Consider the following 25,613-nt stretch of genomic DNA (forward strand, 5'->3'; position numbering starts at 1 on the left):
ATAGAAATAAAAAGGATGCCTTGATTTGTCATAAATATAGGCACTGGACTGACATCTAATAATTGATAATTGATAATTGTTAATTGATTTGTCACGTCATTTTTATATTGTTGACACTGCTGCTAGTAAGAATCTGATGCTCATTGGATAGTACATTAGACTGCTGTTAACTACCTTCAGATTAAAAAATATAAAATCAAAAATCTCCCCCTTTGGTGTTGACACTGTAGGGGGTTGGGACTTTAATTTTAGATTGACATACTTCCTTAAGGATAAGATTAATTTAAAACTGTTTGCTTTAATATTTAAAATTGATAGCAACTATAGGATTTAATGAATATATGTCAATGCCAAAAATAATTATATATTGTTAGCATAACTAAATCAGGCTTGCTGCAACGCTCAATTGATGAATTTTAGTAATTTTTGTAACTGAGTGTAATGGCAATGAACAATTAAAATTTTAGCTTGACGTTGAAAAAAAGAAGGGTCTGCTATGAGAGCTACTTTTTCCTGGGATAACACAGATGAGTTACGCAAGAAAGTGGGTAAGTACTTACGCGCTACTAATAAATGGTTTTTCGAGACACCTGAACGTTCTTTAGAACAAGCTTACAACGCAGCCTTAATAATTAGGTCGATAGAAGAGGAATACTTAGGCGATCGCAATTCTAACCCAGCCGAACAAGGCAAAAATGTTAAAGCTTATTTAAAAGCCGATATTGACAAAAATTTAGGAATTATCAAGCTGAGACTAGCAGAATTTAAATTAAGTCGTTCTATTCTGACTATCTCCAATCCTGTAATTTTGGAAAAACTCAGATTTATAGATGAGGTGTTAGTAAAGTATCAGCAGAAAAATAGTAATTCTGTGGCATTAATACCTGTAACGGAAGCATCACCAATTACTCTTCAACCAGATAAAATTAAGGCAGACCAACATGGTATTGATAGTAAGAAGTTTGAAAAACCTACTGAGAAAACAGGAGCTTTACCCAGATCTATTGGTAGAACCCTTAATAGAATAAAAACTGAGTTAGATCCTGAGTCAGAAACAGCTGTTGTTCGAGATTTTCGCAAATCTAGAAATAGAACTAAGGTTACTATTAGATTTATACTTTTGCTTATCCTAATTCCTGTTTTAACTCAACAGCTATCTAAAGAATTTTTAGTTAAGCCGATAATTGCTCATGTTAAAACTGAAAATAATCCGCAAATATTCTTAAATGTGGAAATGCAGGAAGAAGCTTTCCGAGAATTAGAAAATTTTGAAGCCTCATTAAAGTTTCAAAATCTAATTAATCAAGCCCCTAAATTCTCTTCGGAGGAGATGGAAGAACGAGTTAAGAATAAAGCCATTAAGATTGCGGAAGAGTTTCGTGATAAAAGCCGTGATGCTGTGAGCAATATTTTTGCGGATTTCTTAGGATTAGCTGCTTTTGGGGTGGTAATTGCTACTAGCAAAAGAGAAATAGTAACAGTCAAGTTTTTTATGGACGAAATTGTGTATGGCTTGAGCGATAGTGCTAAAGCTTTTATCATTATTTTATGCACAGATATATTTGTAGGATTTCATTCTCCTCATGGTTGGGAAGTGATTTTGGAAGGATTTGCTGGTCATTTGGGATTAGCGGCTAACCAAAGCTTAATATCTCTATTTATTGCCACAGTTCCTGTAATTTTGGACACTTTTTTTAAATATTGGATATTCCGTTATCTTAGTCGTGTTTCTCCTTCTGCTGTGGCAACTCTCAGAAATATGAATGAGTAATTATTAATTAACAATTACCAATTGTTAATTGTTTGCTAGAAGTTCTGAAAGTAAAGGGTCGTTAAGAAGTCTTTGGGCTTCCTCTGGGTTATGCTGTTGGTGAAGTGCGATCGCATTTCTAAAAGCAGCTATACTTTCTGCAACATTCCCTATCTGTAACATTACAACTCCCAAATTCTGATATGCTTCGGCGTAGTTAGGATTAATTTCAATAGCTTTGCGGTAAAGTGCGATCGCATCTTCAAAAAATCCCATCGCCCTCAAGGTCATCCCTAAGTTGTAATAACCAGTAGTAAAATTAGGGTCGATCTGCAAAGCAGTTTCATAAGCTTTTCTTGCATTAGTCAAATCACCAGCAGCTTTTAACAAGTTACCTAAATTGTTATAAGCGTCTAATTTTAATATTGGTAAAACTGGTTGTTGGATAGCTGTTTGATAATGTAAGACTGCTTGATTAATATCTGGTAACTGAATATAAGCATTACCAAGATGGTAGTGCAACTCATATAAAACAGAAACATCAAGTGTATTAGCAGTTAAACCACGCTGCAAAAGTTCAATGGCTTGATTAACCTCACCAAGATCAAGATATAATCCTCCTAATTTGCTGCATACATAAGGCTCATTAGGATGAGTTGCTAGAAAACCTTCCATAGTTGTTCTAGCTTTATTAAGTTTATCCCGTGAAGCGATCGCACCTGGTTGATATCCATAATGCAGCATCGCCACATCAGGTAAATAACCTACCTGCCATTGCGATTCTATGCGTAATAATGCTTGCACATGATCGTCTACCATTGCATGATAAGGACGGGAAAAACGCACATCAGGATGATTGCGAAATAAACGGGAAACTAAAGAATAAGGTGATTGAGACGCGCCTACCTCTTGACGAACTAAATTAATTAAAATATGGCGATCGCTTTTAATTACTTGCTGTATTTGTGGCACAATTTCTGGTATTAGCACCTCATCAGCATCTAAAACTAGCACCCATTCACCTTGCACATATTTTAAAGACTCATTTCGCGCCGCCGAAAAGTCATTACACCAAGGAAAATGATATACCTTTGCACCTAAACCTTTAGCAATTTCAGGAGTGCGATCGCTTGATCCAGTATCCAGCACTACCATCTCATTTACCACATTTTTGACACTATTAAGGCATTGTGGTAATAATAATTCTTCATTTTTTACAATCATGCACAAGCTAAGATTCATCTCACACCGCATGAACTAATTTCAGCAAACTTGATAATTCTAATATGGATTACCTAAATGCTTGCTACAGATTCTCCCCCCCTTGTTAAGGGGGGCTAGGGGGGATCATTTTTAGCATTAGTTAGCGTAACCAATTCTCCCCCCTTGTTAACGGAAGCTAGGGGAAATCATTTGTAGCATTAATTAGCGTAACCAATATAACTATATCTACGACTTAAATGAATCTCCTTCAACTGCTTCTACGCACTTCTTGGGTTAGCGTCACAAGTGCAATTATTGCTGCTTTAATCAGTGGTGTTAGCAGTACAGGCTTAATTGCCTTAATTAACCTGAGCTTAAATAATAGTAAACTGCCAATAACTTCTTTAGCTTGGGCTTTTGCTGCTTGTTGCTTACTACTGCTGATTTCTACTGCTGCTTCTCTGATTGCGATCGCCTATCTTTCACAACAAGTAATCTTTAAACTGTGGATAGACTTGAACCGCCGTATTCTTGCATCCCCCCTGCGGAGGATAGAAGAAATTGGTTCCCCACGTTTACTAGCTACTTTAACAGAAGACATTGAAGCTATATCTCAGGCTGCGATCGCAATTTCTAACATCAGCGTCAATGTTGCTGCAATAGTCGCGTGCCTAATCTATTTGTGCTGGCTGTCTATACCTGTATTTCTCTCTATGCTTGCCTGCTTGCTGTTGGGAATATTTAGCTATCAACTAATTGCCACCTCTGGTAATAATGCCCTAAAACTTGCCCGTGAACAACAAGACAAATTATTTCATCATTTCCAAACTACTACTCAAGGAATTAAAGAACTCAAATTACACCAACAGCGACGTGAAGAATTTTTCTTAAAAGATTTACAGACAACTGCCACATCATTTAAAAAATATCGCTTTCACGGCATGACTATCTTTGCTATTGCTGGCAGTTGGGGTTTAGTCTTATTTTTTATTCCCCTTGGCTTCATTGTTTTTGGATTACCCCAGATTACAACTATTAGTACTTCAGTGCTATCCGGCTATGCCTTAACAATATTGTTTATAATCTTGCCGTTAAGAAACATTCTCGATTCTCTACCCCAATTAATTACAGCAAACATATCTTTAGCTAAAGTAGAATCTTTAGGTTTATCATTAGCAGCCGAAACCAACCAACCGAATTTAAATAGCCCTATCCAGCCATCTGTTTCTTGGAAACGTTTAGAACTAATAGGCGTAACTCATGCTTATCGTGGTGAGAAAGATAACACTTTTATACTTGGCGCTATCAACCTAAATTTTTATCCAGGGGAAATCGTATTTATAGTTGGGGGTAATGGTAGCGGCAAATCTACCTTAGTTAAATTAATTACTGGTTTATACATTCCTGAAACTGGAGAAATTAAATTTGACAACGTGGCTATTACTGAACACCAGCGCGAGTGGTATCGCCAGCAATTTTCCGTTGTCTTCTCTGACTTTTATTTATTTGAAAACCTCTTAGGATTAGACAGTATTAATCTCGACACTACAACCCAGGAATACTTAATAAAACTCCAGCTTGACCACAAAGTTGAAGTTAAAGATGGTATGCTTTCCACCACAGCATTATCTCAAGGACAGCGCAAACGCCTAGCCTTACTGACGGCATATTTAGAAAACCGTCCTATCTACATTTTTGATGAGTGGGCATCGGATCAAGATCCAGTATTTAAAGAAATATTTTATACCCAGCTTTTGCCAGAACTACGAGAAAAAGGTAAGACTGTAATAGTTGTCAGCCACGATGACAGATATTTTCACTTAGCAGACCGCGTAATCAAGCTAGATTATGGGCAGGTTCAACACGATAACTAGCTGGGTGGAACTAAACTTAAAATGAGAGCTAGTCATTGTTAATTGTTAAGAGTATGAGGCAAGTAATCATGTATCGGGATGAAGATGGCTACTGGATTGTTGAGTGTCCAAGCCTTAAGGGTTGTGTTAGCCAAGGCAAAACTAAGCAGGAAGCCATTTCAAACATCAAGGAGGCTATTACAGGCTATATTGCCGCCCTAGAGGCAGATAATTTGCCTGTTCCAGAAGAAAACTTTGAAACGTTTCTGGTGGTTGTGTGAGCAAGCTACCCAGCATTTCAGGAATAGATTGCGTCAAAGCTTTGCAAAAAGTAGGTTTCTATCAAAAGCGCAGAGAAAGCAGCCATATCATTTTGCGACGAGATGACCCATTTGCCCAAGTTGTTGTCCCAGATCATCAAGAACTAGCAAAGGGAACATTGCGAGCAATTATCCGAGATGCTGATTTAACGATAGAGGAATTCATCGCATTGCTTTGACACTCTCCCGTCAAGCTTGCGCTGTGACTGGAGATTCTTGCTTCATTGAGAAATGCTTTTGATGCAAGCACCAAGTAGTCCTACTTCCTCTCCACAAGCTTGAAATCCCGTATGCCCTACGGTATGGATGATATTTTGCCTTCACTACTTGTCCTAGTTTTGTTGCTTGGTTTTCACAACTAAAGGAGGTTCATTTGACTGATATTACTTTACCACAAAATCCTGTCCGCGATTCATCTCGCCACCAACCCAGTACAGTGTGGTGGGAGTCCTCTCACGGTTGAAGGATAGATTTTTATTAAAATGCTTAATTATTATTAAAAATTATTAACTGCTCGTTGAGAATTCTTTTTAATCAGCCGATTGGCTTGATAATGAAACAACGTTTCTATATCAGTCCTGAAATAACTATTGACAAAATTAAAATCTAGCTAAAGTGGTAGGCAAACTGACAGATGCCTATTAATAATTTATATGAGATAATTTTATAAATAAACATCTGCAATGTTTATTTTTTTATTGCCCTTAAAGATTAGTAAAGATGTCAGAAATATGACTAACTATAAGTTCCATGATGAATTAAGTTTGGCTGAAACAGCAGAAAATCTCGGAAAAGAAGCAATAAAGTTAGGGCTGATACCTAGTTTTGTGGTGCGTTTCTTCCCTGATAGCAGACAATTTTATATTCCCGATGAAACGAAATCGGAACCACTTACGCCCGAAGAAGCATATTTGCAATTGAAAAAGTTAGTAGAAGAAGCAGCTAAATAGAAAATAATAATAAATTTAAACAATGAGTAGCTCTTCCCTAAATAATAATCCACAACTATCTAATTATTTGAAACTGAAGTCAGAAATAATTCAAGAAACACAACTGTATGAAACGGCGCTACTACTGAAAAATGAAAATTGTCGCTCAAAATTTCTGCTGCACTCTACTCCCACTGAGAAAATATGTTTATTTTTTCATGGGTTTACTGCAAATCCAGAGCAGTTTTTACCAATAGGGGAAGCGTTTTTTAAAGCAGGTTATAACGTGCTAATTCCTTTGTTACCTGGACATGGAATGGCGGGGAATTGGGATAAAGATAATCCTCCACCATTACCAGAAACAAAAGAAGCTTATCAACAATTTGGAATTAAATGGTTACAAATTGCTCAAGGGTTAGGAGAAAAAGTAATTTTAGGAGGATTATCTGGTGGTAGCACATTAGCAGCTTGGTTAGCACTAGAACGTGCTGTGCAAATTCACAAAAATTTAATATTTGCTCCCTATTTAAGTGGTAGTAATCCTTTAGTTGATTTAGTTGTAGAAAATTTGGATATCTACTTTAAGTGGAAAACTGCGCCGGGATGCGTAAGTTTTGGCTATGGGGGTTTTGTCATGCCAGCTTTGCGAGTATTTTTAGATATGGGAGAAGATATTTTAGAGCAAGCAAAAATTTGCTACTCTGCACCAATGTTTATTATATCTAGTGAGAGCGATCGCGCCGTTGGTAAGCATGAACATCAAGAATTATTTCATGCAGTTATTCAACATCAACCTAAGTCATGGTATTACTGCTTTGAGCGAGAGTTAGATATTCAGCACAATATGATGACTGAAGCCGAAGGGAACAAACACGCAGATTTAGTTATTTCTCTAGCTAAAGCATATATCGAAAGCGATCTAACTTGGATTGAGTTTAAACAGATGTGCGATCGCCTACAACCAGGAGATCTCAACACAGTAATACATCAACTGCATATCCATAACTCCTAAACTACTGCACATCAGCAGCATGAATTGTCTTTGCCATGCGATCGCTCTATCCTTCAACCGTCTCTAGGACTCCCACCACACTGTACTGGGTTGGTGGCGAGATGAATCGCGGACAGGATTTTGTGGTAAAGTAATATCAGTCAAATGAACCTCCTTTAGTTGTGAAAACCAAGCAACAAAACTAGGACAAGTAGTGAAGGCAAAATATCCAAATACCGTAGGGCATACGGGATTTCAAGCTTGTGGAGAGGAAGTAGGACTACTTGGTGCTTGCATCAAAAGCATTTCTCAATGAAGCAAGAATCTCCAGTCACAGCGCAAGCTTGACGGGAGAGTGTCAATTAAAAGCACTTAGCTTTAAGTTTCAGAAAATATTGGCTTTTTATTAACCTTTATTTTATCCACAAAATTTTACTAAAGCTAAGGACTTTTAAAAAATGACTTGCTTTTTAACGCTGACTATAGTGGAAACGCTTACGAAAACTGTAGTGGTTGCAGTAGTAAGGATACAGCCCGAATAATGACAATGACTTATCTATCAAACTTACTCGTTTTGTACGTGCAACTTCTTGAGAGCCACATTTTTGCTATAGCAGATGAACGCTTTTTTGATAATCCTTTAGTAACTACAGATCCACACATTAGGTTTTATGCGGGCGCACCTCTGATGACACCATCTGGATCGGCAATTGGTTCTATCTGAGTGTTAGATAAGGCTCCTAAAAAATTGAATGATGAGCAATTGGAAATGCTCAAAATTTTAAGTCGGATGGTGATGCGAGAGTTGGAAAAACGTAAGCAAATTTCTGAGCTTAAAAATCAGGACTTAAGATTGAAAAAGTAGCAGGCGGAGGGGCAGAGGGGCAGAGGAAGCAGGGGAGATGGAAAAATGTTCAGTTTTTAGACCTCGCTTAGGTCAATGTAAGTTCTACAGAGAGGGGAAAAGAAGCATTGACGAGAGAGGATAAACCACCTGCTTGCTCTTGTCCATTTACAGCTAAGTCACTATGACATAAGTAAACTCGCTCACCAGCACGACCTAATAAATCTCGCAAAATACGCTCTAACCTTTCCTGATCGGCAATTTCACTATCTGCTTGTGTCCAAGGATTTCTTGACCAATCTTTGAGAAACAAGTTAGCACCATATAAGGTAGCAGCACCACCACTTAACCATAAAGGTGAACTTGCATCCAGCCAAAACTGCCATTTATGGAATTTACGACGAGATCTGTACTGGAAAATAGTTGCTAAGGTGACAGCGCGATCGCTCTTCAGGCGTTTTACTGGGTAAGGAGTTGCAGTAATCGTGCCTTTACGCAACAGTACGATAAATTGAGCAATGGTGGTGTGAGGTGGGGTATCAATTTTTTCACTTTGGCGCAACCTCCCGTCAACTTCCCAGAAGTGCTGCGCGGTTTCCATTAATTCGCGCAAGGCAGATAGTTGATCGTAGGGTAGATTACTACCATTGCCTAAAAATTGTTGAATTGCTCGATCTAAAAGTGTAATCGCATTGGGAATTAACCTTTGTTCTTGTTGCGATCGCTGTTTCTCTACCCACTCTAAAATCTGTTCATAAGCAGTTGTTGCTTTATGTCCCAGTCTATCCCAGCGTGTAAAGGTCGTCACGGGCAGCAAGCGCGGTTGTTCTGGATCAGGCGCGTAACAGTGATCGACTATTAAACCAGCCCGCACAGGATCAATATAAGGACTAAATACTGAGGGTTGAGGAATCTGATCATCTAAATCTCCCCTGTTTCCCTGTTCCCCATCTTTCCTACTCAATACCACCAACATTTCTGCAACAGCATCACGATCAACTAAACGCCCCAAACCTGGATAAACTAAAGCCAGCATCGTCAGCAATGCCCGAATTACTGGGGAACTAATTAAGGGGCGCTGATCGCCCATAGCTTCTACAGCTATGCCTTTACTCGTTAAAATTTCTGTGAGAGTATAACGTGCGATCGCATCTAAACCAGGCGCAATTACCACTATTTCCTCCGGTTGCACCTCCCCATTTTGCACCGCTTGGATAATTACCTCAGCCGTTTTTCGTAGCAATTGCGATCGCGCAGTAGTTTGAATTGACCCAATAGAAGACGGTAAACTAATTAACCAACCAGGCTCTTTTACCAATTCCACTACCGAATCAGCTAAACTATCTGCCAAACAGTTACGTTCTTGGGTTAAACTTTCTATCTGACAGCGTGCTTTCAAACCTGCCATATATTCTGGGTCAGCATTTAAACCTAACCGCACCTTGCCATCAGGATTATAGGTAAACGCGCCAACTGCACCTTGATTTAAAAGTACCTCAAATAAATCCCGTGCGATCGCCGGATAATCATCGACATCATCCGCCAACACCGCTTGATACCGTAAACTTAAATGTTGCTGATAACTTGCATCTGGTAACAAGTAACGCCAATAAAGTTCACAGATTAACCCGTAACTTAGTAAACCTCGCTCCAAACACCACCCGCGCCAGCCTAGTAGCAATTCCCCCATCAAAGAAAAACTGCGATCTAAATTCTCCTCCCTATCCGTTACATCCGTTACAGAATCCGTTGCCAATCCTTGCCCAAGAATACTCGAAATTTCCTCTGGCGGTGTCCCACTGGTAGCCGCAAGTTGCAATAAATCTAAGGTACGACGCACAAAACGATATTCACCCACCCCCAACGTTTGAATATTCGCTGCATCCAAATCTGCACGCCACAACCGAGTGGCTAACTCCTGTTCCGTTTCTGGACGTAACCGGAGGGGAAACTGCGCCCGTAAATTTAACCGTTGAATTAATAACGGCCAAAACAGCATCACCTCATCCTGAAAAAACCCCAAAGGTGTCTTAGCAATTACAGGATAGCGTCCTGCGATCGCGCTAGTTAATCTATCCGCCAGATCACGCCGACTATCATCATTAGCCGCAAAAACTAAAATCTTCGGTATTTGCCGGAAACGACCGCTAACTTTAGCAGCAGCAATAAACATTCGTTTATTTCTACCATAAGAGGGTTGACCCGCCTGTAATTCTACCCAGTCGCAAAACTGAGTAACAAGGCGATTGGTTCTACCACTGCCAGTTGTGCCAGTTATCCAAATCGAATCAGAAACCACTAACTATTCTTTGACTAATCTGTTAATATACCACATACATTAAATTTTAGCCTTCTTGAAGGTTATATTGCTGTCCCCCATCATGCTAAGACTTGCAATTACAATAAAAAGTATACACAGCAAATTTGCACTGACCATCAGGAAAAATAATCTAACTAAAGTAAGATTTTTAGAGTAATTTTAATTTTTAATCTAACAACAATAAGCAAGACTGTTTAAAACTAATACGCTTACTATTTAGACATTGAGATGAAAACCTTTTCTTTCAACACACTCAACTCCTATATTCGCCAAGCAAATCAGTGGTTTAATACCACTCCTGAAAGATCATTAGATCAAGCATATCAAGCAGCTTTAATGATTAAAGCGATTGAAGATGAACATTTTGGTGGCAACAAGATAACTGCACAATCAAGCACCTACGGCAGTAATGTTGCTTCATATTTTCAAACAGATTTAAAAAAATACTTAAATATTGCTAAAATCCGGTTGACCGAATTTAAAGCTAGTCGTTATTTTAAAAACCTTTATCAGCAACAACCGCCCTTGAAGCAAGCTGAACGCATAGTTGATTCTAGGGAAGTTTATGTAGAAAACAAAGAAAAATCCTTGGTTATAATTGAAAAGTTAAAATTCATTGATGAAGTTTTGGGTAGATATACTTTAGACAAGGATATCAAACCTTCTTATTCTGTAGTTTCTATACCTAAAACTAACATTACTTCAGTCGATGAAGAAAAAATTGCTCACACAAAATTGAACTATCCAGGAGTTCCAGGAGGTAAACAAGAAATAAGCGATGTCGAAACAATATCTGATAAAACAGGCATTTTACCTCGCTCTATCTTAGGTACTTTTAAGCGACTAAGACGGGACTTAGATCCTCAAGCAGAAAATGAGGTAATTAAAAATTTCCGTACCTCCAAAGCAAAAACCTTAATTTCTATTAAATTTATTCTATTGCTGATTCTTATTCCTCTATTGACTCAGCAGGTAACAAAAACTTTTATTGTTAGTCCCATTGTTGACCAAGTAAGAGAATCATCTAATTCAGGAATATTTTTAAATATTGACTTAGAAGAAGAAGCATTTACTGAATTAGAGCGATTTGAAAAAGAATTAAAATTTAAAAATTTAATCGGTTTAGTGCCAAAAATATCTTCGGAAGAAATAGAAGAACAGATCAAAGAAAAAGCAGATAAACTTCAAAAAGAATTCCAAGGAAAAAGTTCTAACGCTGTTAAAAACGTCTTTGCTGATATTTTTTCATTAGTGGCTTTTGCTACTGTAATATTGACCAGTCGCCAAGATATTTTAGTTTTAAAATCATTTATAGATGATATGATTTATGGTTTAAGCGACAGTGCCAAAGCTTTTATCATTATTTTATTCACTGATATCTTTGTAGGTTTCCACTCACCTCATGGTTGGGAAGTCATTCTAGAAACTATAGCAGAGCATTTAGGACTACCAGCGAATCGAGAGTTTAACTTTTTGTTTATTGCTACTTTTCCGGTAATTTTAGATACAGTATTCAAATATTGGATTTTCCGCTATTTAAACCGAATTTCTCCTTCGGCGGTAGCAACTTATAGGAATATGAATGAATGATAAAAATTCAAAATCAATAGACATTTCCATGTAGAGATGCGCCATTGCGCGTCTCTACAATGCCTTGTTTAATTTGTTTTCTAATTCCAGACCATTCACAGGCGGATTCTGTAATTGGAGTAGCGATCTCTTGCTGTAAGTGTGCCATAATTTGTTTTTCTGGTCGATTATGGAACTCATAAGTAAGGTGATTTAACTGTTGTTTTAAGTAATGCAGTTGCATACTTTGATTAACTAGCAAATCTTTGATTTCCGTTAAATCAACTGATTCTGATAACACAATACCGTTAACTTGTCTAGTCACAATTTCTAAATTCTGTGTCATCTGTGCGATCGCCTGTTTTTCCGGTCGATTATTAAATTTTTGAGACACAGCATTTAGGCGCTTAATCAACAATTCTATTTTTTCGGTTTTCTGGCAATTATTAACTTGCTCCCTTAGTAGATTTAACTCTAAATCTACCCCATTTAACTGCTGTTTAATTTCTGAAATCTCATTTGGTTTTATTCGCTGCTCAAACCTTTGACTTAATGATTCTACTTGTTGGCGAATTTGTTCAATTTTTTGTGGTTCTATCCGATAAGGAAAAAGTTTAGCAAGCAATTCTAACTTTTCTCTAATAGATAAAATTTCTTTTAATTCTATGCGCTCATTAAACCTTTTTGTGAGTAACTCTAGCTTTTCTGTAACTTCAAAAATTGTCCGTGTTTCCCGCCTAGATTGAAACTGTTCTTTTAGAGTATTAAGCTGTGCTTTTAATTGTAAAATTTCTTGCTTTTCTGCCCTACCATTAAATTGTTGAGTTAATAAAGCTATACGCTGTACAAGCTTGGCGAGTTCTTGCTTTTCTGCTCTATTATTAAACTGTTTAGTTAATAAAGCTACACGCTCTGCAAGCTCTAAAACTTCTGGTGCTTCAGCTTTAAGATTAATTTGTTGATTTAAATATTTTAACTGACTACTAACATGACTAATTTTGCGTTCGATAGCTGTGAGATTAACTGGTTCTGGAGGCGGAGGCAAAGCTTCAATTTGTTGATTTAAAACAGTGTGTAAATTAGCAATTTCCAGTGTGGTCGCTTGCCGCGCTTGCGCCTGGATATGCCGCCGATTTACGAGATTCAGGGAAAGCGCTATTGTTAGAGGAGTTGCGGCATAGAGTGCCTGATTAGATAGTACTGCTGCAAGTGTTCCGAGTCCAGAAGCAGCTAATGCTGCATATTCCGAAAGTTCTAACCAAGATTGTTTGATCACGTTTCGTAATGAAAGTTTATAAAATTTAAATAAAAATGCCCAGAGCAATGCTGCTCAGATGTAGCATGATTGTAGCTACTTTTATATCCTTTTTAAATCAGGAAATTTACTGAGAAATCCCCTTTCTATCTCATAACTAACATTGTTAGCTCAATGAATTTTCGCGCATTCATCCTGTAGATAGATGATCCTGCAAAACCATCAGTGTTTCTGTTAGTTGAGTGAGACGGTTTTCTAGATCTTGTTTTTGATTTAGTAGCTGGCATAGCTTATGATAACGAGCGATCGCCATACTAACGCTCTTCACCTGCTCACATGGACAAGGGCGCTCCCACAACATCCCATCTGCATCCAATCCACACAGACGATAATCAGCAACGGTAAACTTCCCATCTGGCTGACTAACAATTTCTGTCACATAGTCCATCATTGGCGGCATTGATGCTTGATGTCTGTCTTTGACAGAAATGCTTTGATTCTGGCTAGTAGACTCTATCCAACCATCAATAATTGGGCCTTCCGAGTACACATCTTGAATTTTTTTTAAAGTTTGCTGTAGTTGCTGTTGCCAACCAACGACCTTCTGTTCAATTTCTTTCAGCACGGTGATTGCCATAGCTGGATTGGCTCTTATGCGATGCTGAGTTAAGTTAGGTGCTGTCACTTTAGGCAAAGCAGGAGTTTTGTACTGGTGTTGCTTAGGCATAGGCAGTACAGTCATAGAAACCGAGGGAGAGCGATTTACCTGTGGTTTTTGTGGTTGTTTATTCTGTGAGTTCATTGAATTTTCCCTCGCAGAATGTTGCTGCCCCTGAGTAAAATTGCTCTGTGATAAATAATTGAGCGTTTTTTCAATCCGTTGCAAATGATGTTTCATCGCATATCCCCGCACTTATACTCTATGAATGTTGTAGCGATAGGTAATTAATAATTCATTTTTAAATATAGAATGCAATTCAGTATAATTGAGTTTTTGTGGTAAAATATTCACCAACTTCTACAAAAAGTTTAATATTAATCACTGGTCCATCCCGCTCTGGTAAGAGTGAGTGGGCGGAAACCTTAGCAATACGTTCAGGTAAGCCAGTATTTTATTTAGCAACAGCCCAAGTTGATTTAAATGATACAGAATGGCAGGCTCGGATTGAACAACACCAACTAAGACGACCTGCTAATTGGCAAACCCTCTGTGAACCCGTGAATTTGGCAGCAACTATTGCCGCGTATTCAGCCAATCATTGTTTGTTGGTTGATTCTTTGGGAACTTGGGTGGCAAATTTGCTAGAAGAAGATAACGAAACTTGGGATCAAACTTCACAGGAATTAATAATCATTTTGCAACAAGCCACTGGTGATTTAATTTTGGTAGCAGAGGAAACTGGTTGGGGGATAGTCCCTGCTTATAAGAGTGGGAGACTGTTTCGCGATCGCTTGGGAATGTTAGTGCGTCGAATTGGTGCGATCGCAAATCCCGTCTACTTAGTCACTGGTGGTTATGTTCTTAACCTGTGTCAATTGGGTTCGCCTTTGCCTCAGCCGACTACGTGAACTTTAATTACCATAACTACTCATTTAAGTAAATCAGCAATTTAGCTGAAATTTTAAACTCAGACAAAATAATTTTAAATATTGATACCATTTACAAACAAGTTAATGTTTGCTGCTAAGTCAGCAAAAATTTATGGCTTCTGAACTGCAAGTAAAAAAATATCTCGCTTACTGGTTTCAGCTAGGCAGAAAAGTATTGATTCGCAATGGCGATCAGGCTATACATCCAGAAACAGTGCTGAATGGACACCGTTACAGCCAAGAATTTGAAGACTGCTTTAAGTTAATTCTTTCGCCAGAGTCGGGAGAGTGTTTTCTAGAAGGCACCCATGAGACAATTGCTCAGTTGTTGACACCAGAATGGGAAGTAGCTGGTTGTTCCCGTTGCTCAATGCCTATTCCCCAGCGTCAGTCTGGAATGCCCTCGGTAAATTGTCCTTGTTTTGAATTACCCAATTGGCCTAGTACAGAAATCCCCGCCCCGCGATCGCCTGTTGACACTCAAAGTCGCCTGACTGACATACGCGATCGCCTCTTAAAAGTCAGTGCCATGTAATTTGAGGACTGAGCAAATAATATTACCTCCCTCCTCTCTCCTCCCTACTCACCCCTCCTGCGCGGAACTTCATGGATCAAAAAATCATAAGCTAGTGCTGTATTAGGGAAAATAGCCCGTGCTTCCTGAAGCAAATCATCCAACACCAAGGCATTACCAGGGGCATAGCGAGGGCTAAAATGCGTCATGATTAGCTGTTTAACACCAGCACCTAATGCCACCTGAGCAGCCATTGTTGAGGTAGAGTGCAAGCGATCGAACGCCATATCCGCATCTTGATGGGAAAATGTCGCTTCGTGAATTAGTACATCCGCATCCTGTGACAGTTCCACAGCCGCATCACAATAAACTGTGTCTGTACAATAAACAACTTTGCGACCTATCTCTGGTGGAGCGCATAAATCGCTACCGCGAATTTGACGACCATCTGATAGAGTGACTTCTTCACCACGTTTCAGCTTGCCATACAAAGGGCCATTAGGGATTCCCAAAGCAGCAGCTTGTTCAACATTAAACCTTCCAGGGCGGTCTTTTTCTACAATTCGGTAGCCAAAGGCTGTCACACGATGTTTTAAAGGTACACAACTGACCAAAAATTCCTCATCTTCATAGACGAGTCCTGGTTGCACAGTATGAACCTTGAGCGGGTATGACAAATGAGTATAAGAATAACGCTCAGAGGCACGTATATATTCACTTAAACCAGGTGGCCCATAAATATCAATTGCAGTAGGATTACCAGCTAACCCATAGCTTGCTAATAAACCCATCAAGCCAAAGATGTGGTCACCATGCAGATGAGTAATAAAAATACGCCTGATTTGACTAATTTTGACATCGCTACGCAGCAATTGGTGTTGAGTACCTTCACCACAGTCAAAAAGCCAAACTTCTGCCCGTTGCGGTAAACGGATGGCAACACTGGAAACATTGCGCGATCGCGTCGGTACACCTGAGCTAGTGCCTAAAAAGGTAATTTGCACGGTTTGTTTACAACCTCATGGAAACTTTTTATATTTATCAGCGTTTAGTGACTAAATACCACAATATTTAGCTATACAAGTTTGTATTGTTTGAGATAGCAGCAATATCACAAATATGTTAGATATAACCAAACAAGTATGTCCTAAGTAGGAACTAACAGCAACTAGGTTAATAGCTAGTACTGCCTTGTAATATCTAGAGTTTTCACAATTTTTTTTTCTATGCTCAAACAATTAATCAGACTGGGCGGACGCAACTGGTGGCTTTCTTTTCTGTTGTGGATAGCAATGATTTGTCCCGCTCAAGCCGCGATCGAATTGCGTGTAGCGATTGAAGATGGAGTCAAACAAGTTAAAGTAGGCAGTTCTACCCCAGCAGTAGTGCGTGATGGCGCTGGTAGGGTTCTGGGGGAAGTTTCAGAAATGAACGGCTTGGAAGCTCAAACCCATGCTGGAGGGGTGGCATTGGGACAGTGGCAAGCCGACCAAATTTGGATTGAGCCGACGAATGGCGGTTATGTTTGGATACGCGATCGCTGGTATCGTGGGCGCACTCGCGTAGTTCCTACTAGCAAAGGAATTACTGCTGTCAACCATGTAGATTTAGAACAATATCTCTACAGTGTTTTAGGCGCTGAAATGAGTGCCAGTTGGCCTCAAGAAGCTCTAAAAGCCCAAGCCGTTGCTGCTCGTTCTTACGCACTTAATAAGCGGCAAACGTCTACTAAAAGCATTTATGACGTTGTTAATACTCAAACGTCGCAGGTTTATAAAGGTTTAACAACCGAAGCTGAATCAACACAAACTGCTGTCAATGCTACCGCAGGGCAGGTGATGACCTACAATGGCAAAATTATTCTTGCTGTCTTCCACTCCTCATCAGGAGGACATACAGAAAATGTCGAAAATGTCTGGTCAAGCCCTTTACCATACTTACGTGGTGTCCCAGACTACGATCAAGGTACTCCTCAATACCAATGGGAAAAAACTATTTCTGCTAGTGAATTGAGCCGTCGCCTTGGAATCAGCAAAGTGAAAGCATTGCTTCCAGAGCGTACCAGTACATACGGGCGGATTATGAGTATCAAAGCTGTTGGCGCTGCTGGTTCCCGTAGTATCGCTGGCACTAAATTACGTGAAGCACTAGGGCTAAAAAGTACCCGTTTTACAGTTTCCTCAACGCCTATCGGTTTTCAGTTCAACGGTTTTGGTTTTGGTCACGGTTTGGGTTTAAGCCAATGGGGAGCATACAATTTAGCTCAACAGGGAGTAAACTACCAGCAAATTTTGCAGCACTATTACCAGAACGTCTCTTTCTCTCAACTTCAAGGATGAAATTTAGAATTGATAATTGTTCATTGTTCATTGATTAAGACGGCGCTGCCATTCTTGATCAATTTTGTCAGAGCGATCGCTCTCTTGGTCTAACAAGTCTGTTTCGGTCGTGTAAGTTAAATCTTCACGACCGATGACATTTTGATTAGCAAACTTACGTGCATAGGTAGTTTTATTTTGCAAATCACTATCTGCTTGATGCAAGAAAACAGTACGTTCTTCTCGTTGTTGATTGCGCGATTCAATTTTACGATTGCTCCATTGAATCCAAAAATAACGCACCAAAGGAACTGTTAAAAAAGCAACACCATATCCAATTAATATCCAGTAAATTGAATTGGTAAAGGCAACCAGTCCAACTGCTTCTTGTGCAATAACGCCTTTCAACAAAGAACCTAAAACTAGCGCACCAACAATATTTAAAGCACCCAAACCAATTGATAAGAGTATTTGACCACTATCAGCTTGACTAAACAGCCAACGGCGTTCCTGCAAATATGTTTCTACAGGTTGAGAATTCCTTTCTGTTGCTGTAGTTTGTAATTCTGGAAAGTGATAAACAATCTGTCCCTCTGGACTAACTTCCGGCAAACCATTAAATCGTGTTAACACCGGAAGCATATATTCTTCGTATTCGCGGTGAAATCCTTCTCCAATGCTGTCGAGATATGGAGCGATTTGTTCAGCTACAACTGCCCCCTGATTGTTACGAATAACTGTAGCAATATCGTGCCAGCGACGGTCTTCTAAATCAGCATTGGGATTACCATCGCCAAAGAGGAATGAGAAGACTGCCTCTAGAAAGTTCATCCTTCTTTGTTCTGGGAGCGATGATAGCTGCTCTTGGTTGTAGCGGTTGTCATAGCCTGGGTCAAAAAACCAAAATATGTCAGAACCAAACCAGAAGTTAGGCATGAATATCATGCCACCACCACCAGAGCGATCGCTACTAGAATTATCGTTGTTGTCACCACTAGAATTACTGGCAATCAGAATTACCGTAATAGTCACAATAATTATGAAAATTGAGGCTATCAATACTATCCCGAAGGAAATGCGAATGATGTAAAAAAGGACACGCCAAATTTTTTCCCACCATTCCTTCAAACGCAGCCTAAAAAACTTATTGCGGAGAACTGCACGAAAATTTTTAGGAAATAAATAGACAAGATCGCCAGTGTCTGCAACCTGTAAATGTCCACCAGCCTCAGAAGCGAGAGCTAGTAATCCTGCCTGTGCAATATTTACGTTCAATCCAGCTTGGGTCACAACATCCCCAACTGTGACGCGATAACCGAGTTGTTCAACTGCTTGCGCGATCGCTGGATTGGGAGCCATGTCTGTCCCTTAATACAAAATTATGTATCCTCACTTTCCAGTATAAAGTTCTCGCAGCTACTTTTGGATTTATTTGGGCTTGAAATCTGTTTAAGTACCGTTAATATTCACCAAGGGATTTCGGCGAAAAAATCCCTAAGTATCTCCAGTTCCTTGATAATCTTTTCAACGTATTCCTTTGATTCTGTTTTAGGAGAGGTTATCTCGCGCAAATGTTCAAGATATTTGTTCCAATCAGCTTCTACTGCATCAGCGGCTTTCTCAAAACCTTTAGTTGTGTCTTGCCAGTATTCATCAATTCCTTGTGTGAACTTTTCACGCACTCGCTGTTCAATAAAATATTTAACAATTTGCTTTGCTAAACGCTTCTGCCAAGATTCTCCAAAAAAACTCCACATTGAAAAAGCGATACCAAAGCCATTATCCCAGCAGTACCGCTACTGAAACCAAAACTAATGCCAAGTGCTGACAAAAGACTAACGAATTTAGCAACTAAAATGTAACCACCAAGATTCCCAAGCGCTGCTGCCCAAGTAGCCAAAGCTCCAAAGCTGCCTAGACCAGCAAGCCCACTTAGAAAAGCACCTTTAGCATCGAAGGGTATCTCGATAGATATATCTAAATTTGGCAGTTTAAGTAAAGCCTCTTGGTATGAGTCGAGGAAAGCTTCTATCTCAGGTTTTAATTTTTCGGAATTGGTTTTGATGATATTTTCCGTCTCGTTTTGAAGTTTTTCTACTAGATAACCCGCAAGATATTCCTTTGCTTCTTTTTTGTCAGTGTACTTATTTCGGATAATCTGTTCTACAGCATCGACATTTAGTAGTTTTTCTGAATATTTATGAAAAGAATTGCTAGTGTCTTTTTTAAATTCATGGATGTATTGATTGACCTTGTTGCGTTTCTGCTGAGTTTCTTGTTTACGAAAAGATTCATTTTCCTCCAGTGGTTGTAGTTGCGTTCGCTGTAAATCTATATCACAAACAGTTTTTTTATATGCCTCAATCTGGCTCTCGTACTTTTTTGTGTTATCCTCCTTGATCGCTTTAATCTCCCGATCAACACGACATATACGTGCTTGAGGGAGAAATTCACCTAGTATTTGTGTTATTAACTCATTGAATAAACTTTGACACCTATCGGGTCTTTCTGACCAGAATGTGAAGAACCTTTTTCGCAAATCTGCTTCATTAATAGCACGATTTGTTTGTTCTCTACGCCGCTGTAAAACGGTTTCACTTAGATTTTTATATAATCTTTTTGTGGCTTTATCTAAAATTTCTATTAACTGATGGTCAGAGATACTAGGGTCAGCATGGGTTGCCACAATAAAAAGATTACCCAGTGTTGGAAAATTATTGCACTCATTTTCTGGGGTAGGAAGTGAACGCAGTAAGCTGCCGAGGCGGATCATGTCTTGACCATTAATGTGACCCTTAGCTGGCGAAGCATACAGCAATACATCGGCTATCTGTGCTGCGCTATTAGCCTTCTCCACATCCTTTGACACTTCATCGGGTTCATCTGAGTAACCTGGGAGGTCTATCAGGTTGCAGGCTTGTAGCAGAAGAGAGTCCATATAGACTACGGCAGCATGGGCTGCTATATCCTCATTGCTGCCATGTACCCCATATTCTTGCAAAATATTGAAGCTTCCTGCTTGTAAACAATATTGCTCACAACGTTCCTTGTCATCTAGGAGTAGTAAGTCAATTATTTGCTTACCTTTCTCATCTTTTAGCCAAAAGTCCTCTTTAAAAATCAATACATCTTTTTTGAACCATTCAGGACGATCATCGACGTGGCGAATAAATGTAATGACTCGTGTGGCTGGCTGATAGCCGACGGGCAAGTTTTTGCTACCTAAAAGATCATTCGCCAGATGTGATTTGCCAGCGTCAAAGCCTCCAGTAAGTACCAAGTTTGGCTTTTGTTTATAGAGCTTGAGTTGCTTTTTGAAGTCTTGAGGGTAAGCTGGCTTTGTTGGCAGGTCTAATGTATCTACAGGAGGAGAGGCATCAATATACTGACTTAACAAATTTAGTCTGCCATACAGTTCAGTGTATGGAAAGCCGGGGTCAATTGCTTTTAATGTTGGTGCTGGTGGTGACATGGCAGTACCAATGTCAAGATTAAATATTTGCAACCATTTTACTAAAAGCCCCATTGGAACTGTTTCAGGAGCCTTTTCATAACGAGAAACATCTTTGACGTAGATGCCCAGTCTTCTAGCAACTTGTGCTTTACTCAGACCTGCCCTCTCACGATATCCTTTTAAATCAATATTCATCGGCGTGTATTAAGTGAATCACTATGATTAGACAAGCTTAACAATACAGTTAAGCTTGTTTTCCAATTAATCGGGATTAAATAAATTAACGTTAAATTAACTAAAGAGAGTTCAAACACAATCTTTCTGCTCAAGCTACCCTAAGCGATTAGTCCCCAACTACAGAAACAACTATGCCAAGAAGTCAACGCAACGATAATTTCATCGACAAAAGCTTTACAGTAATGGCAGACATCATTCTCAAGCTGCTGCCAGCCAATAAGCAAGCCAAAGAAGCCTTTGTTTACTACCGTGACGGTATGTCAGCACAGGCAGATGGAGAATATGCCGAAGCACTAGATAATTACCAAGAAGCTTTGAAGCTAGAGGAAGATGCTTACGATCGCAGTTACATCCTCTACAATATGGGGCTAATCCATGCCAGCAATGGTGAACATGAAAGAGCCTTAGAATACTACTTCCAAGCGATTGAGCTTAACCCCCGTTTACCCCAAGCCTTGAATAATATTGCTGTAATTTACCACTATCAAGGCGATCGCGAGAAAGATGCCAACAACTTTGAAGCTAGTGAAGCTTTATTTGAGAAAGCTGCTGAATTTTGGAAGCAAGCTATTCAAATTGCCCCCAATAATTACATTGAGGCACAAAACTGGCTCAAAATTACAGGTCGTTCCAAAATGGATATTTACTTTTAGAAGTTTGAAAAAACAAATATCTCCTGTCTAGCTATTATACTAAGCTAGCCTGAACTGCAATTTTCTACCTTGTAATACCGTTTCCACTCTTTCATTTAATCACTTCCTATTTCCTATGATTGATCGTGAGCAAGTTCACAAAGTTGCCCTTCTCGCACGCCTAGATTTAACGCCTGAAGAAGAAGATCAGTTTACTACCCAAATGGGCAGCATTCTGGACTACTTTGAACAGCTAAGTGAACTAGATGTCAGTAATGTTCAACCCACTACAAGGGCAATTGATGTTAGTAACGTTACAAGAGCAGATCAACTGCAACCTTATAGCGATCGCGAAACAATTTTGAATCAAGCACCAGATCAAGAAGGTGACTTTTTTAAAGTTCCTCAAATAATGAGTGCAGAATAAAAACAGAGATATCCGCAGATTAATTTAATGCTCTATTAGTAATTAGTTGTTAGCTTTTATACAAATTAATTGAAATATTAATGTTGTAAAGTTATCTGCTAATTACTAATATTTTCAACCATCAGCTATTAATTCAGTGTTCTTTAAAATCTCATCTTTTTTACCCAATCTTATTTACAAACTTTATTATGAAACAATTGCTAATCTCGCTGTTACTCGTAAGCCTGAGCATGGAAGTAACAATATCTGCTACCCCATCGTTGGCTCAATCTTCTAACTGTCCTACTTTAGAAGCAGCAAGTCTTTCAGGACGAAGTGATACTTCTTTGCGCTCTAGCATGACCCAATATTTTAGAAGACGAGGAAGAACTGGAGAAGTTTATAATTTAGTAGTTATAGGAAAATACGGAATGGCTTATTGGTGGACTCGCGACACAGCCACACCAATAGCAATATTTCTTAACAGGAATAGTTTGAGGAAAGCTTACATCTTAGACAACGGTTCTTCAACTAACAGTTTGGTAGCAATAGGATTTCCCCGTAGTACGGCTGTTTGTCTCCAGCAGTTGTTAAATGAGTCAGGTATCTAAACAGATTATTTCTGAGTATTTCTATCCTTCAACCGTCTCTAAGACTCCCACCACACTGTACTCAGTTGGTGGTGAGATGAATTGCGGACAGGATTTTGTGGTAAAGTGGTTATCAGTCAAACGAACATCCTGTAGTTGCGATAACCAAGCAACATAATTGGGACAAGTAGTGAAGGCAAAACATTCAAATACCGTAGGGCATACGGGATTTTAAGCTTGTGGAGAGAAAATAAGACTCCTTGGTGCTTGCATCAAAAGCATTTCTCAATGAAGCAAGAATCTCCAGTCACAGCGCAAGCTTGACGGGAGAGTGTCAAAATCTTATACGCTGACGGCTGATAGCTTACTTAATAATCTTGATGAGAGATTCAAAGAAATCAGGATAAGAAATAGCTGCGGCTTCTGCACCATGAATAGTTGTAGTTCCAGTAGCATTAAGAGCCGCGATCGCTAAACTCATCGCAATCCTATGATCCGTATGGCTATTGACTTCCGCGCCTTTTAAAGGAGTTCCGCCAGTAATCTCTAGTCCATCTGGTAATTCTGTCACTTTTGCTCCCATGCGGTTTAATTCCGATGCCATAACAGCGATGCGATCGCTCTCTTTTACCCTTAATTCAGCAGCATCCTTAATTACTGTAGTTCCTTGGGCAAACACAGCCGCCACTGCCAAAATCGGAATTTCATCAATTAATCTTGGAATTAAATTACCCGCAATTTCACAAGCTTTGAGTTTTCCGTACCGTACCCGCAAATCAGCCACAGGTTCCCCAGCAACCTCTCGTTGATTTTCTAGTTCAATATCCGCACCCATCATCGACAGCGCCTCTAAAATGCCTGTACGGGTAGGATTAACACCAACATTTTCAATACATAGTTCAGATCCAGGTACAATTGCCCCAGCAACTAACCAGAATGCAGCAGAACTAATATCACCAGGAACAATCACATTTTGTCCTTGCAGATGTGCTTGCCCTGTGATGGTAACGCTATTAGTTTCTGGATCAATACTCAATTGTGCGCCAAACGCCTTAAGCATTCTTTCACTATGATCGCGGGAAAGGGCTGGTTCTGTCACAGTTGTTTGCCCTTCTGTCATTAAACCAGCTAGTAAAATACAAGACTTAACTTGCGCTGAAGCAATCGGGGAATGATAATGAATCGGTTTAAGCAGAGTTCCTTGTATAGCTAGAGGTGCTAAGGAATTTCCCTGACGACCCCAAATTTGCGCCCCCATTTGTTGCAAAGGTTTAACAACGCGAGACATAGGACGCGATCGCAGTGAACTATCACCCGTTACCGTAAAAAACAGCCCTGGATGAGAAGCTAACAATCCCAGCATCAGCCGCATTGTAGTACCAGAGTTACCAGCGTTTAACACATCAACGGGTTCTTGCAACTGACCTAAACCAATACCCCGCACCCTTACTTCTTCTGTATTTAATTCCGAAATTTCTGCACCTAAAGCGCGAAAACAAGCAGCAGTGCTACGAGGATCTTCTCCCAGAAGTAACCCCTTAATGATTGTTTCTCCTTGTGCGATCGCTCCCAACATCAATGCACGATGAGAGATTGATTTATCTCCAGGAACTCGCAAACTTCCTTGTAAACATAAACCTGATGCAGGACTTTGAATAATTAAATCTTGTTGCTCTTCAGTGCTTTTAAGGGTAACAACGTTTGACTCTGACATGGAAATAAATAAGCGTGATAGTTGCAAACAGCGATTCTACCACTCAAGACATTGTTAATGTTTGTCAACCCCCTTAAAAATATCAAGCCTCAAATTTTACCCACTCGGTTTACGGGGAGGCGTTGTCTGTTTCATGCGTGTTTACTTATTTACTCAATGGCTCAAGCCAAGCTCAGAAATCAATCGCAGTATTTATCTAAAACCCTTTCCTGCTGGTTTCTTACTCTTACCTTTAGACTTAGATTTATTAACTTCGCCTAGTGCTTCCTGAAACAAGTTATGTAAATGCAAAGGAACACTGGCAATTTCCGGTAACTCAGGTTCGAGAGATTTATTAAATTCTTTCATAAGAGCATTGAAATCATTCTCCAGTCTAAATTCTGGGCGTTTTAATACTATTTGCAACGCCTTTTCTAGCTGAGTAGGATACTGCTGCGCTAAACGCTTCCAGATAAAGGCATTAATTGCGGAATCTTCCAGATACTTACGAACAAGTTTCTCTACCTCTTGATTATCTTGCCAATCCTCTGATTCTAGTATTGTCTGAAACTTAGTATAAGTTGGGAGCAACGTCTGCCCCCAGCGTGGATGGGTAAATACTGTCACCTGTTCAGCTTTTTTCAACGTATCAGGTAAATCCACTTTGGGCATTACCATTTTGGTTGTACTATTACCCTGAAATATTTGAGAAACTAATTTTGAATCATCACCAGCTTCTGCTGCCATTGCTGCAATTTCTTCTTCCGTAACGCCAGCTTCTTTAGCGATCTCCGCCAATGATTTGGAATTATCAATACCTGCTGCTTCTAAATGACGTTTAGTAATTATTTCCTGCAAATCCGTCATTTTTTTGTTGAGTTGATATCCTGGTAGGGTTACTTGATCACTACCAAAAAATTCAACAAAATTCTGATGATATTGCTCAACTGACTGCCAAGCTTGCTCTAATAAATCTGGAGCATCGCTATAAAGCGCATTATTATGATTTTCTTTAAAGTTACCAATTGCCACAGCTAGTTTTGGTTTACCCAAATTCCCCATTGGCTTACAGGGACCTGAGAACATCCAATAAATATCGGTTACTGGTGCAATGCGACTCAATAAAATTTCCCCAATTTTAAAGC

Annotated in this window: 26 protein-coding genes (1 of these 26 running past the window's edge); 16 read left to right on the forward strand and 10 right to left on the reverse strand. The window is 39.4% G+C overall.

Annotated features, from left to right (window positions below; genetic code table 11):
• Nucleotides 1-496 precede the first annotated feature (496 nt).
• A complete protein-coding gene (locus CRI9333_RS19115; RefSeq protein WP_015204817.1) occupies nucleotides 497-1,771 on the forward strand; it encodes a proton extrusion protein PcxA in 1,275 nt (424 codons plus the stop codon).
• Nucleotides 1,772-1,795: 24 nt separating this feature from the next.
• Here CRI9333_RS19115 and CRI9333_RS19120 read toward each other — a convergent pair whose 3' ends face one another.
• Entirely contained in the window at nucleotides 1,796-2,992 is a 1,197-nt protein-coding gene (locus CRI9333_RS19120; RefSeq protein WP_051035410.1) for a tetratricopeptide repeat protein, read from the reverse strand.
• A gap of 218 nt (nucleotides 2,993-3,210) precedes the next feature.
• On the opposite strand from CRI9333_RS19120, the gene CRI9333_RS19125 reads away from it, so the two are divergent.
• From CRI9333_RS19125 to CRI9333_RS26920, 7 genes are all read left to right on the forward strand, one after another.
• The gene (locus CRI9333_RS19125) at nucleotides 3,211-4,827 is read left to right on the forward strand and encodes a cyclic peptide export ABC transporter (RefSeq protein WP_015204819.1); all 1,617 of its coding nucleotides are present in this window, start codon (nucleotides 3,211-3,213) and stop codon (nucleotides 4,825-4,827) included.
• Between the two features lie 53 nt (nucleotides 4,828-4,880).
• On the forward strand, nucleotides 4,881-5,087 hold the full coding sequence (locus CRI9333_RS19130; protein WP_041226125.1) for a type II toxin-antitoxin system HicB family antitoxin: 207 nt from the start codon (nucleotides 4,881-4,883) through the stop codon (nucleotides 5,085-5,087).
• Nucleotides 5,084-5,305, forward strand: coding sequence for a type II toxin-antitoxin system HicA family toxin (locus CRI9333_RS19135; RefSeq protein ID WP_015204821.1), 222 nt, complete (start codon nucleotides 5,084-5,086; stop codon nucleotides 5,303-5,305). The genes CRI9333_RS19130 and CRI9333_RS19135 overlap by 4 nt, the downstream gene beginning before the upstream one ends.
• Nucleotides 5,306-5,857: 552 nt before the next feature.
• On the forward strand, nucleotides 5,858-6,076 hold the full coding sequence (locus CRI9333_RS19140; RefSeq protein ID WP_041226126.1) for a hypothetical protein: 219 nt from the start codon (nucleotides 5,858-5,860) through the stop codon (nucleotides 6,074-6,076).
• Nucleotides 6,077-6,098: 22 nt separating this feature from the next.
• Nucleotides 6,099-7,067 (forward strand): alpha/beta hydrolase, encoded by a 969-nt coding sequence (locus CRI9333_RS19145; RefSeq protein ID WP_015204823.1) that lies wholly within the window; start codon nucleotides 6,099-6,101, stop codon nucleotides 7,065-7,067.
• A gap of 520 nt (nucleotides 7,068-7,587) precedes the next feature.
• Nucleotides 7,588-7,770 carry a hypothetical protein gene (locus CRI9333_RS26915; protein WP_015204824.1) on the forward strand — a complete coding sequence of 61 codons (183 nt, stop codon included), beginning with the start codon at nucleotides 7,588-7,590 and terminating at the stop codon, nucleotides 7,768-7,770.
• On the forward strand, nucleotides 7,771-7,911 hold the full coding sequence (locus tag CRI9333_RS26920) for a hypothetical protein (RefSeq protein ID WP_157462353.1): 141 nt from the start codon (nucleotides 7,771-7,773) through the stop codon (nucleotides 7,909-7,911).
• Between the two features lie 67 nt (nucleotides 7,912-7,978).
• Here CRI9333_RS26920 and CRI9333_RS19150 read toward each other — a convergent pair whose 3' ends face one another.
• Entirely contained in the window at nucleotides 7,979-10,189 is a 2,211-nt protein-coding gene (locus CRI9333_RS19150) for a hypothetical protein (RefSeq protein WP_015204825.1), read from the reverse strand.
• A gap of 249 nt (nucleotides 10,190-10,438) precedes the next feature.
• Here CRI9333_RS19150 and CRI9333_RS19155 point away from each other — a divergent pair, with 249 nt between their 5' ends.
• Nucleotides 10,439-11,800 (forward strand): proton extrusion protein PcxA, encoded by a 1,362-nt coding sequence (locus CRI9333_RS19155; protein ID WP_015204826.1) that lies wholly within the window; start codon nucleotides 10,439-10,441, stop codon nucleotides 11,798-11,800.
• A gap of 13 nt (nucleotides 11,801-11,813) precedes the next feature.
• On the opposite strand, the gene CRI9333_RS25150 is transcribed toward CRI9333_RS19155, so the two are convergent.
• Both CRI9333_RS25150 and CRI9333_RS19165 read right to left on the reverse strand, forming a co-directional pair.
• Nucleotides 11,814-13,055, reverse strand: a complete 1,242-nt coding sequence (locus CRI9333_RS25150) for a hypothetical protein (RefSeq protein ID WP_015204827.1) — start codon at nucleotides 13,053-13,055, stop codon at nucleotides 11,814-11,816.
• Nucleotides 13,056-13,224: 169 nt separating this feature from the next.
• Nucleotides 13,225-13,836, reverse strand: coding sequence for a hypothetical protein (locus CRI9333_RS19165; protein WP_157462354.1), 612 nt, complete (start codon nucleotides 13,834-13,836; stop codon nucleotides 13,225-13,227).
• Between the two features lie 194 nt (nucleotides 13,837-14,030).
• Here CRI9333_RS19165 and cobU point away from each other — a divergent pair, with 194 nt between their 5' ends.
• Nucleotides 14,031-14,603 carry a bifunctional adenosylcobinamide kinase/adenosylcobinamide-phosphate guanylyltransferase gene (gene cobU / locus CRI9333_RS19170; protein ID WP_015204829.1) on the forward strand — a complete coding sequence of 191 codons (573 nt, stop codon included), beginning with the start codon at nucleotides 14,031-14,033 and terminating at the stop codon, nucleotides 14,601-14,603.
• Between the two features lie 133 nt (nucleotides 14,604-14,736).
• Nucleotides 14,737-15,159, forward strand: a complete 423-nt coding sequence (locus CRI9333_RS19175) for a hypothetical protein (protein ID WP_015204830.1) — start codon at nucleotides 14,737-14,739, stop codon at nucleotides 15,157-15,159.
• A gap of 44 nt (nucleotides 15,160-15,203) precedes the next feature.
• Here the strand turns inward: CRI9333_RS19175 and CRI9333_RS19180 are convergent, their stop codons facing one another.
• Nucleotides 15,204-16,142 (reverse strand): ribonuclease Z, encoded by a 939-nt coding sequence (locus CRI9333_RS19180; protein ID WP_015204831.1) that lies wholly within the window; start codon nucleotides 16,140-16,142, stop codon nucleotides 15,204-15,206.
• Between the two features lie 222 nt (nucleotides 16,143-16,364).
• Between CRI9333_RS19180 and CRI9333_RS19185 the strand changes: the two genes are divergently transcribed.
• Complete coding sequence (locus tag CRI9333_RS19185; protein ID WP_015204832.1) at nucleotides 16,365-17,477, forward strand: SpoIID/LytB domain-containing protein; 1,113 nt, start codon at nucleotides 16,365-16,367, stop codon at nucleotides 17,475-17,477.
• Nucleotides 17,478-17,504: 27 nt separating this feature from the next.
• On the opposite strand, the gene CRI9333_RS19190 is transcribed toward CRI9333_RS19185, so the two are convergent.
• The 3 genes from CRI9333_RS19190 to CRI9333_RS19200 all read right to left on the reverse strand — a co-directional run bounded on the left by CRI9333_RS19190 (nucleotide 17,505) and on the right by CRI9333_RS19200 (nucleotide 21,105).
• Nucleotides 17,505-18,815: a hypothetical protein gene (locus CRI9333_RS19190; protein ID WP_015204833.1), complete on the reverse strand. Its 1,311-nt coding sequence runs from the start codon at nucleotides 18,813-18,815 to the stop codon at nucleotides 17,505-17,507.
• 107 nt (nucleotides 18,816-18,922) lie between these two features.
• Nucleotides 18,923-19,213 carry a hypothetical protein gene (locus CRI9333_RS27900; protein ID WP_051035412.1) on the reverse strand — a complete coding sequence of 97 codons (291 nt, stop codon included), beginning with the start codon at nucleotides 19,211-19,213 and terminating at the stop codon, nucleotides 18,923-18,925.
• Nucleotides 19,174-21,105, reverse strand: coding sequence for a dynamin family protein (locus CRI9333_RS19200; RefSeq protein WP_041226128.1), 1,932 nt, complete (start codon nucleotides 21,103-21,105; stop codon nucleotides 19,174-19,176). The genes CRI9333_RS27900 and CRI9333_RS19200 overlap by 40 nt, the downstream gene beginning before the upstream one ends.
• A gap of 173 nt (nucleotides 21,106-21,278) precedes the next feature.
• Here CRI9333_RS19200 and CRI9333_RS19205 point away from each other — a divergent pair, with 173 nt between their 5' ends.
• The 4 genes from CRI9333_RS19205 (at nucleotide 21,279) to CRI9333_RS26925 (ending at nucleotide 22,953) form a co-directional block, all read left to right on the forward strand.
• A complete protein-coding gene (locus CRI9333_RS19205) occupies nucleotides 21,279-21,800 on the forward strand; it encodes a photosystem I assembly protein Ycf3 (protein WP_015204834.1) in 522 nt (173 codons plus the stop codon).
• Nucleotides 21,801-21,915: 115 nt separating this feature from the next.
• Nucleotides 21,916-22,206, forward strand: a complete 291-nt coding sequence (gene gatC, locus CRI9333_RS19210; protein ID WP_015204835.1) for an Asp-tRNA(Asn)/Glu-tRNA(Gln) amidotransferase subunit GatC — start codon at nucleotides 21,916-21,918, stop codon at nucleotides 22,204-22,206.
• Nucleotides 22,207-22,394: 188 nt separating this feature from the next.
• Nucleotides 22,395-22,796 (forward strand): hypothetical protein, encoded by a 402-nt coding sequence (locus CRI9333_RS19215; RefSeq protein ID WP_015204836.1) that lies wholly within the window; start codon nucleotides 22,395-22,397, stop codon nucleotides 22,794-22,796.
• Nucleotides 22,780-22,953, forward strand: a complete 174-nt coding sequence (locus CRI9333_RS26925) for a hypothetical protein (protein WP_157462355.1) — start codon at nucleotides 22,780-22,782, stop codon at nucleotides 22,951-22,953. Before CRI9333_RS19215 ends, CRI9333_RS26925 begins: the two co-directional genes overlap by 17 nt.
• Nucleotides 22,954-23,139: 186 nt before the next feature.
• Here the strand turns inward: CRI9333_RS26925 and aroA are convergent, their stop codons facing one another.
• Together aroA and CRI9333_RS19225 are read right to left on the reverse strand one after the other, a co-directional pair.
• Entirely contained in the window at nucleotides 23,140-24,489 is a 1,350-nt protein-coding gene (aroA, locus tag CRI9333_RS19220; RefSeq protein WP_015204837.1) for a 3-phosphoshikimate 1-carboxyvinyltransferase, read from the reverse strand.
• Between the two features lie 192 nt (nucleotides 24,490-24,681).
• Nucleotides 24,682-25,613 carry the 3' portion of a hypothetical protein gene (locus tag CRI9333_RS19225; RefSeq protein WP_041226833.1) on the reverse strand. The gene runs 403 nt beyond the window's last position, so the window shows 932 of its 1,335 coding nt (coding positions 404-1,335); its start codon lies beyond the right edge, outside the window; the stop codon is at nucleotides 24,682-24,684.

This window comes from Crinalium epipsammum PCC 9333 (assembly GCF_000317495.1).
Classification (GTDB): domain Bacteria; phylum Cyanobacteriota; class Cyanobacteriia; order Cyanobacteriales; family PCC-9333; genus Crinalium; species Crinalium epipsammum.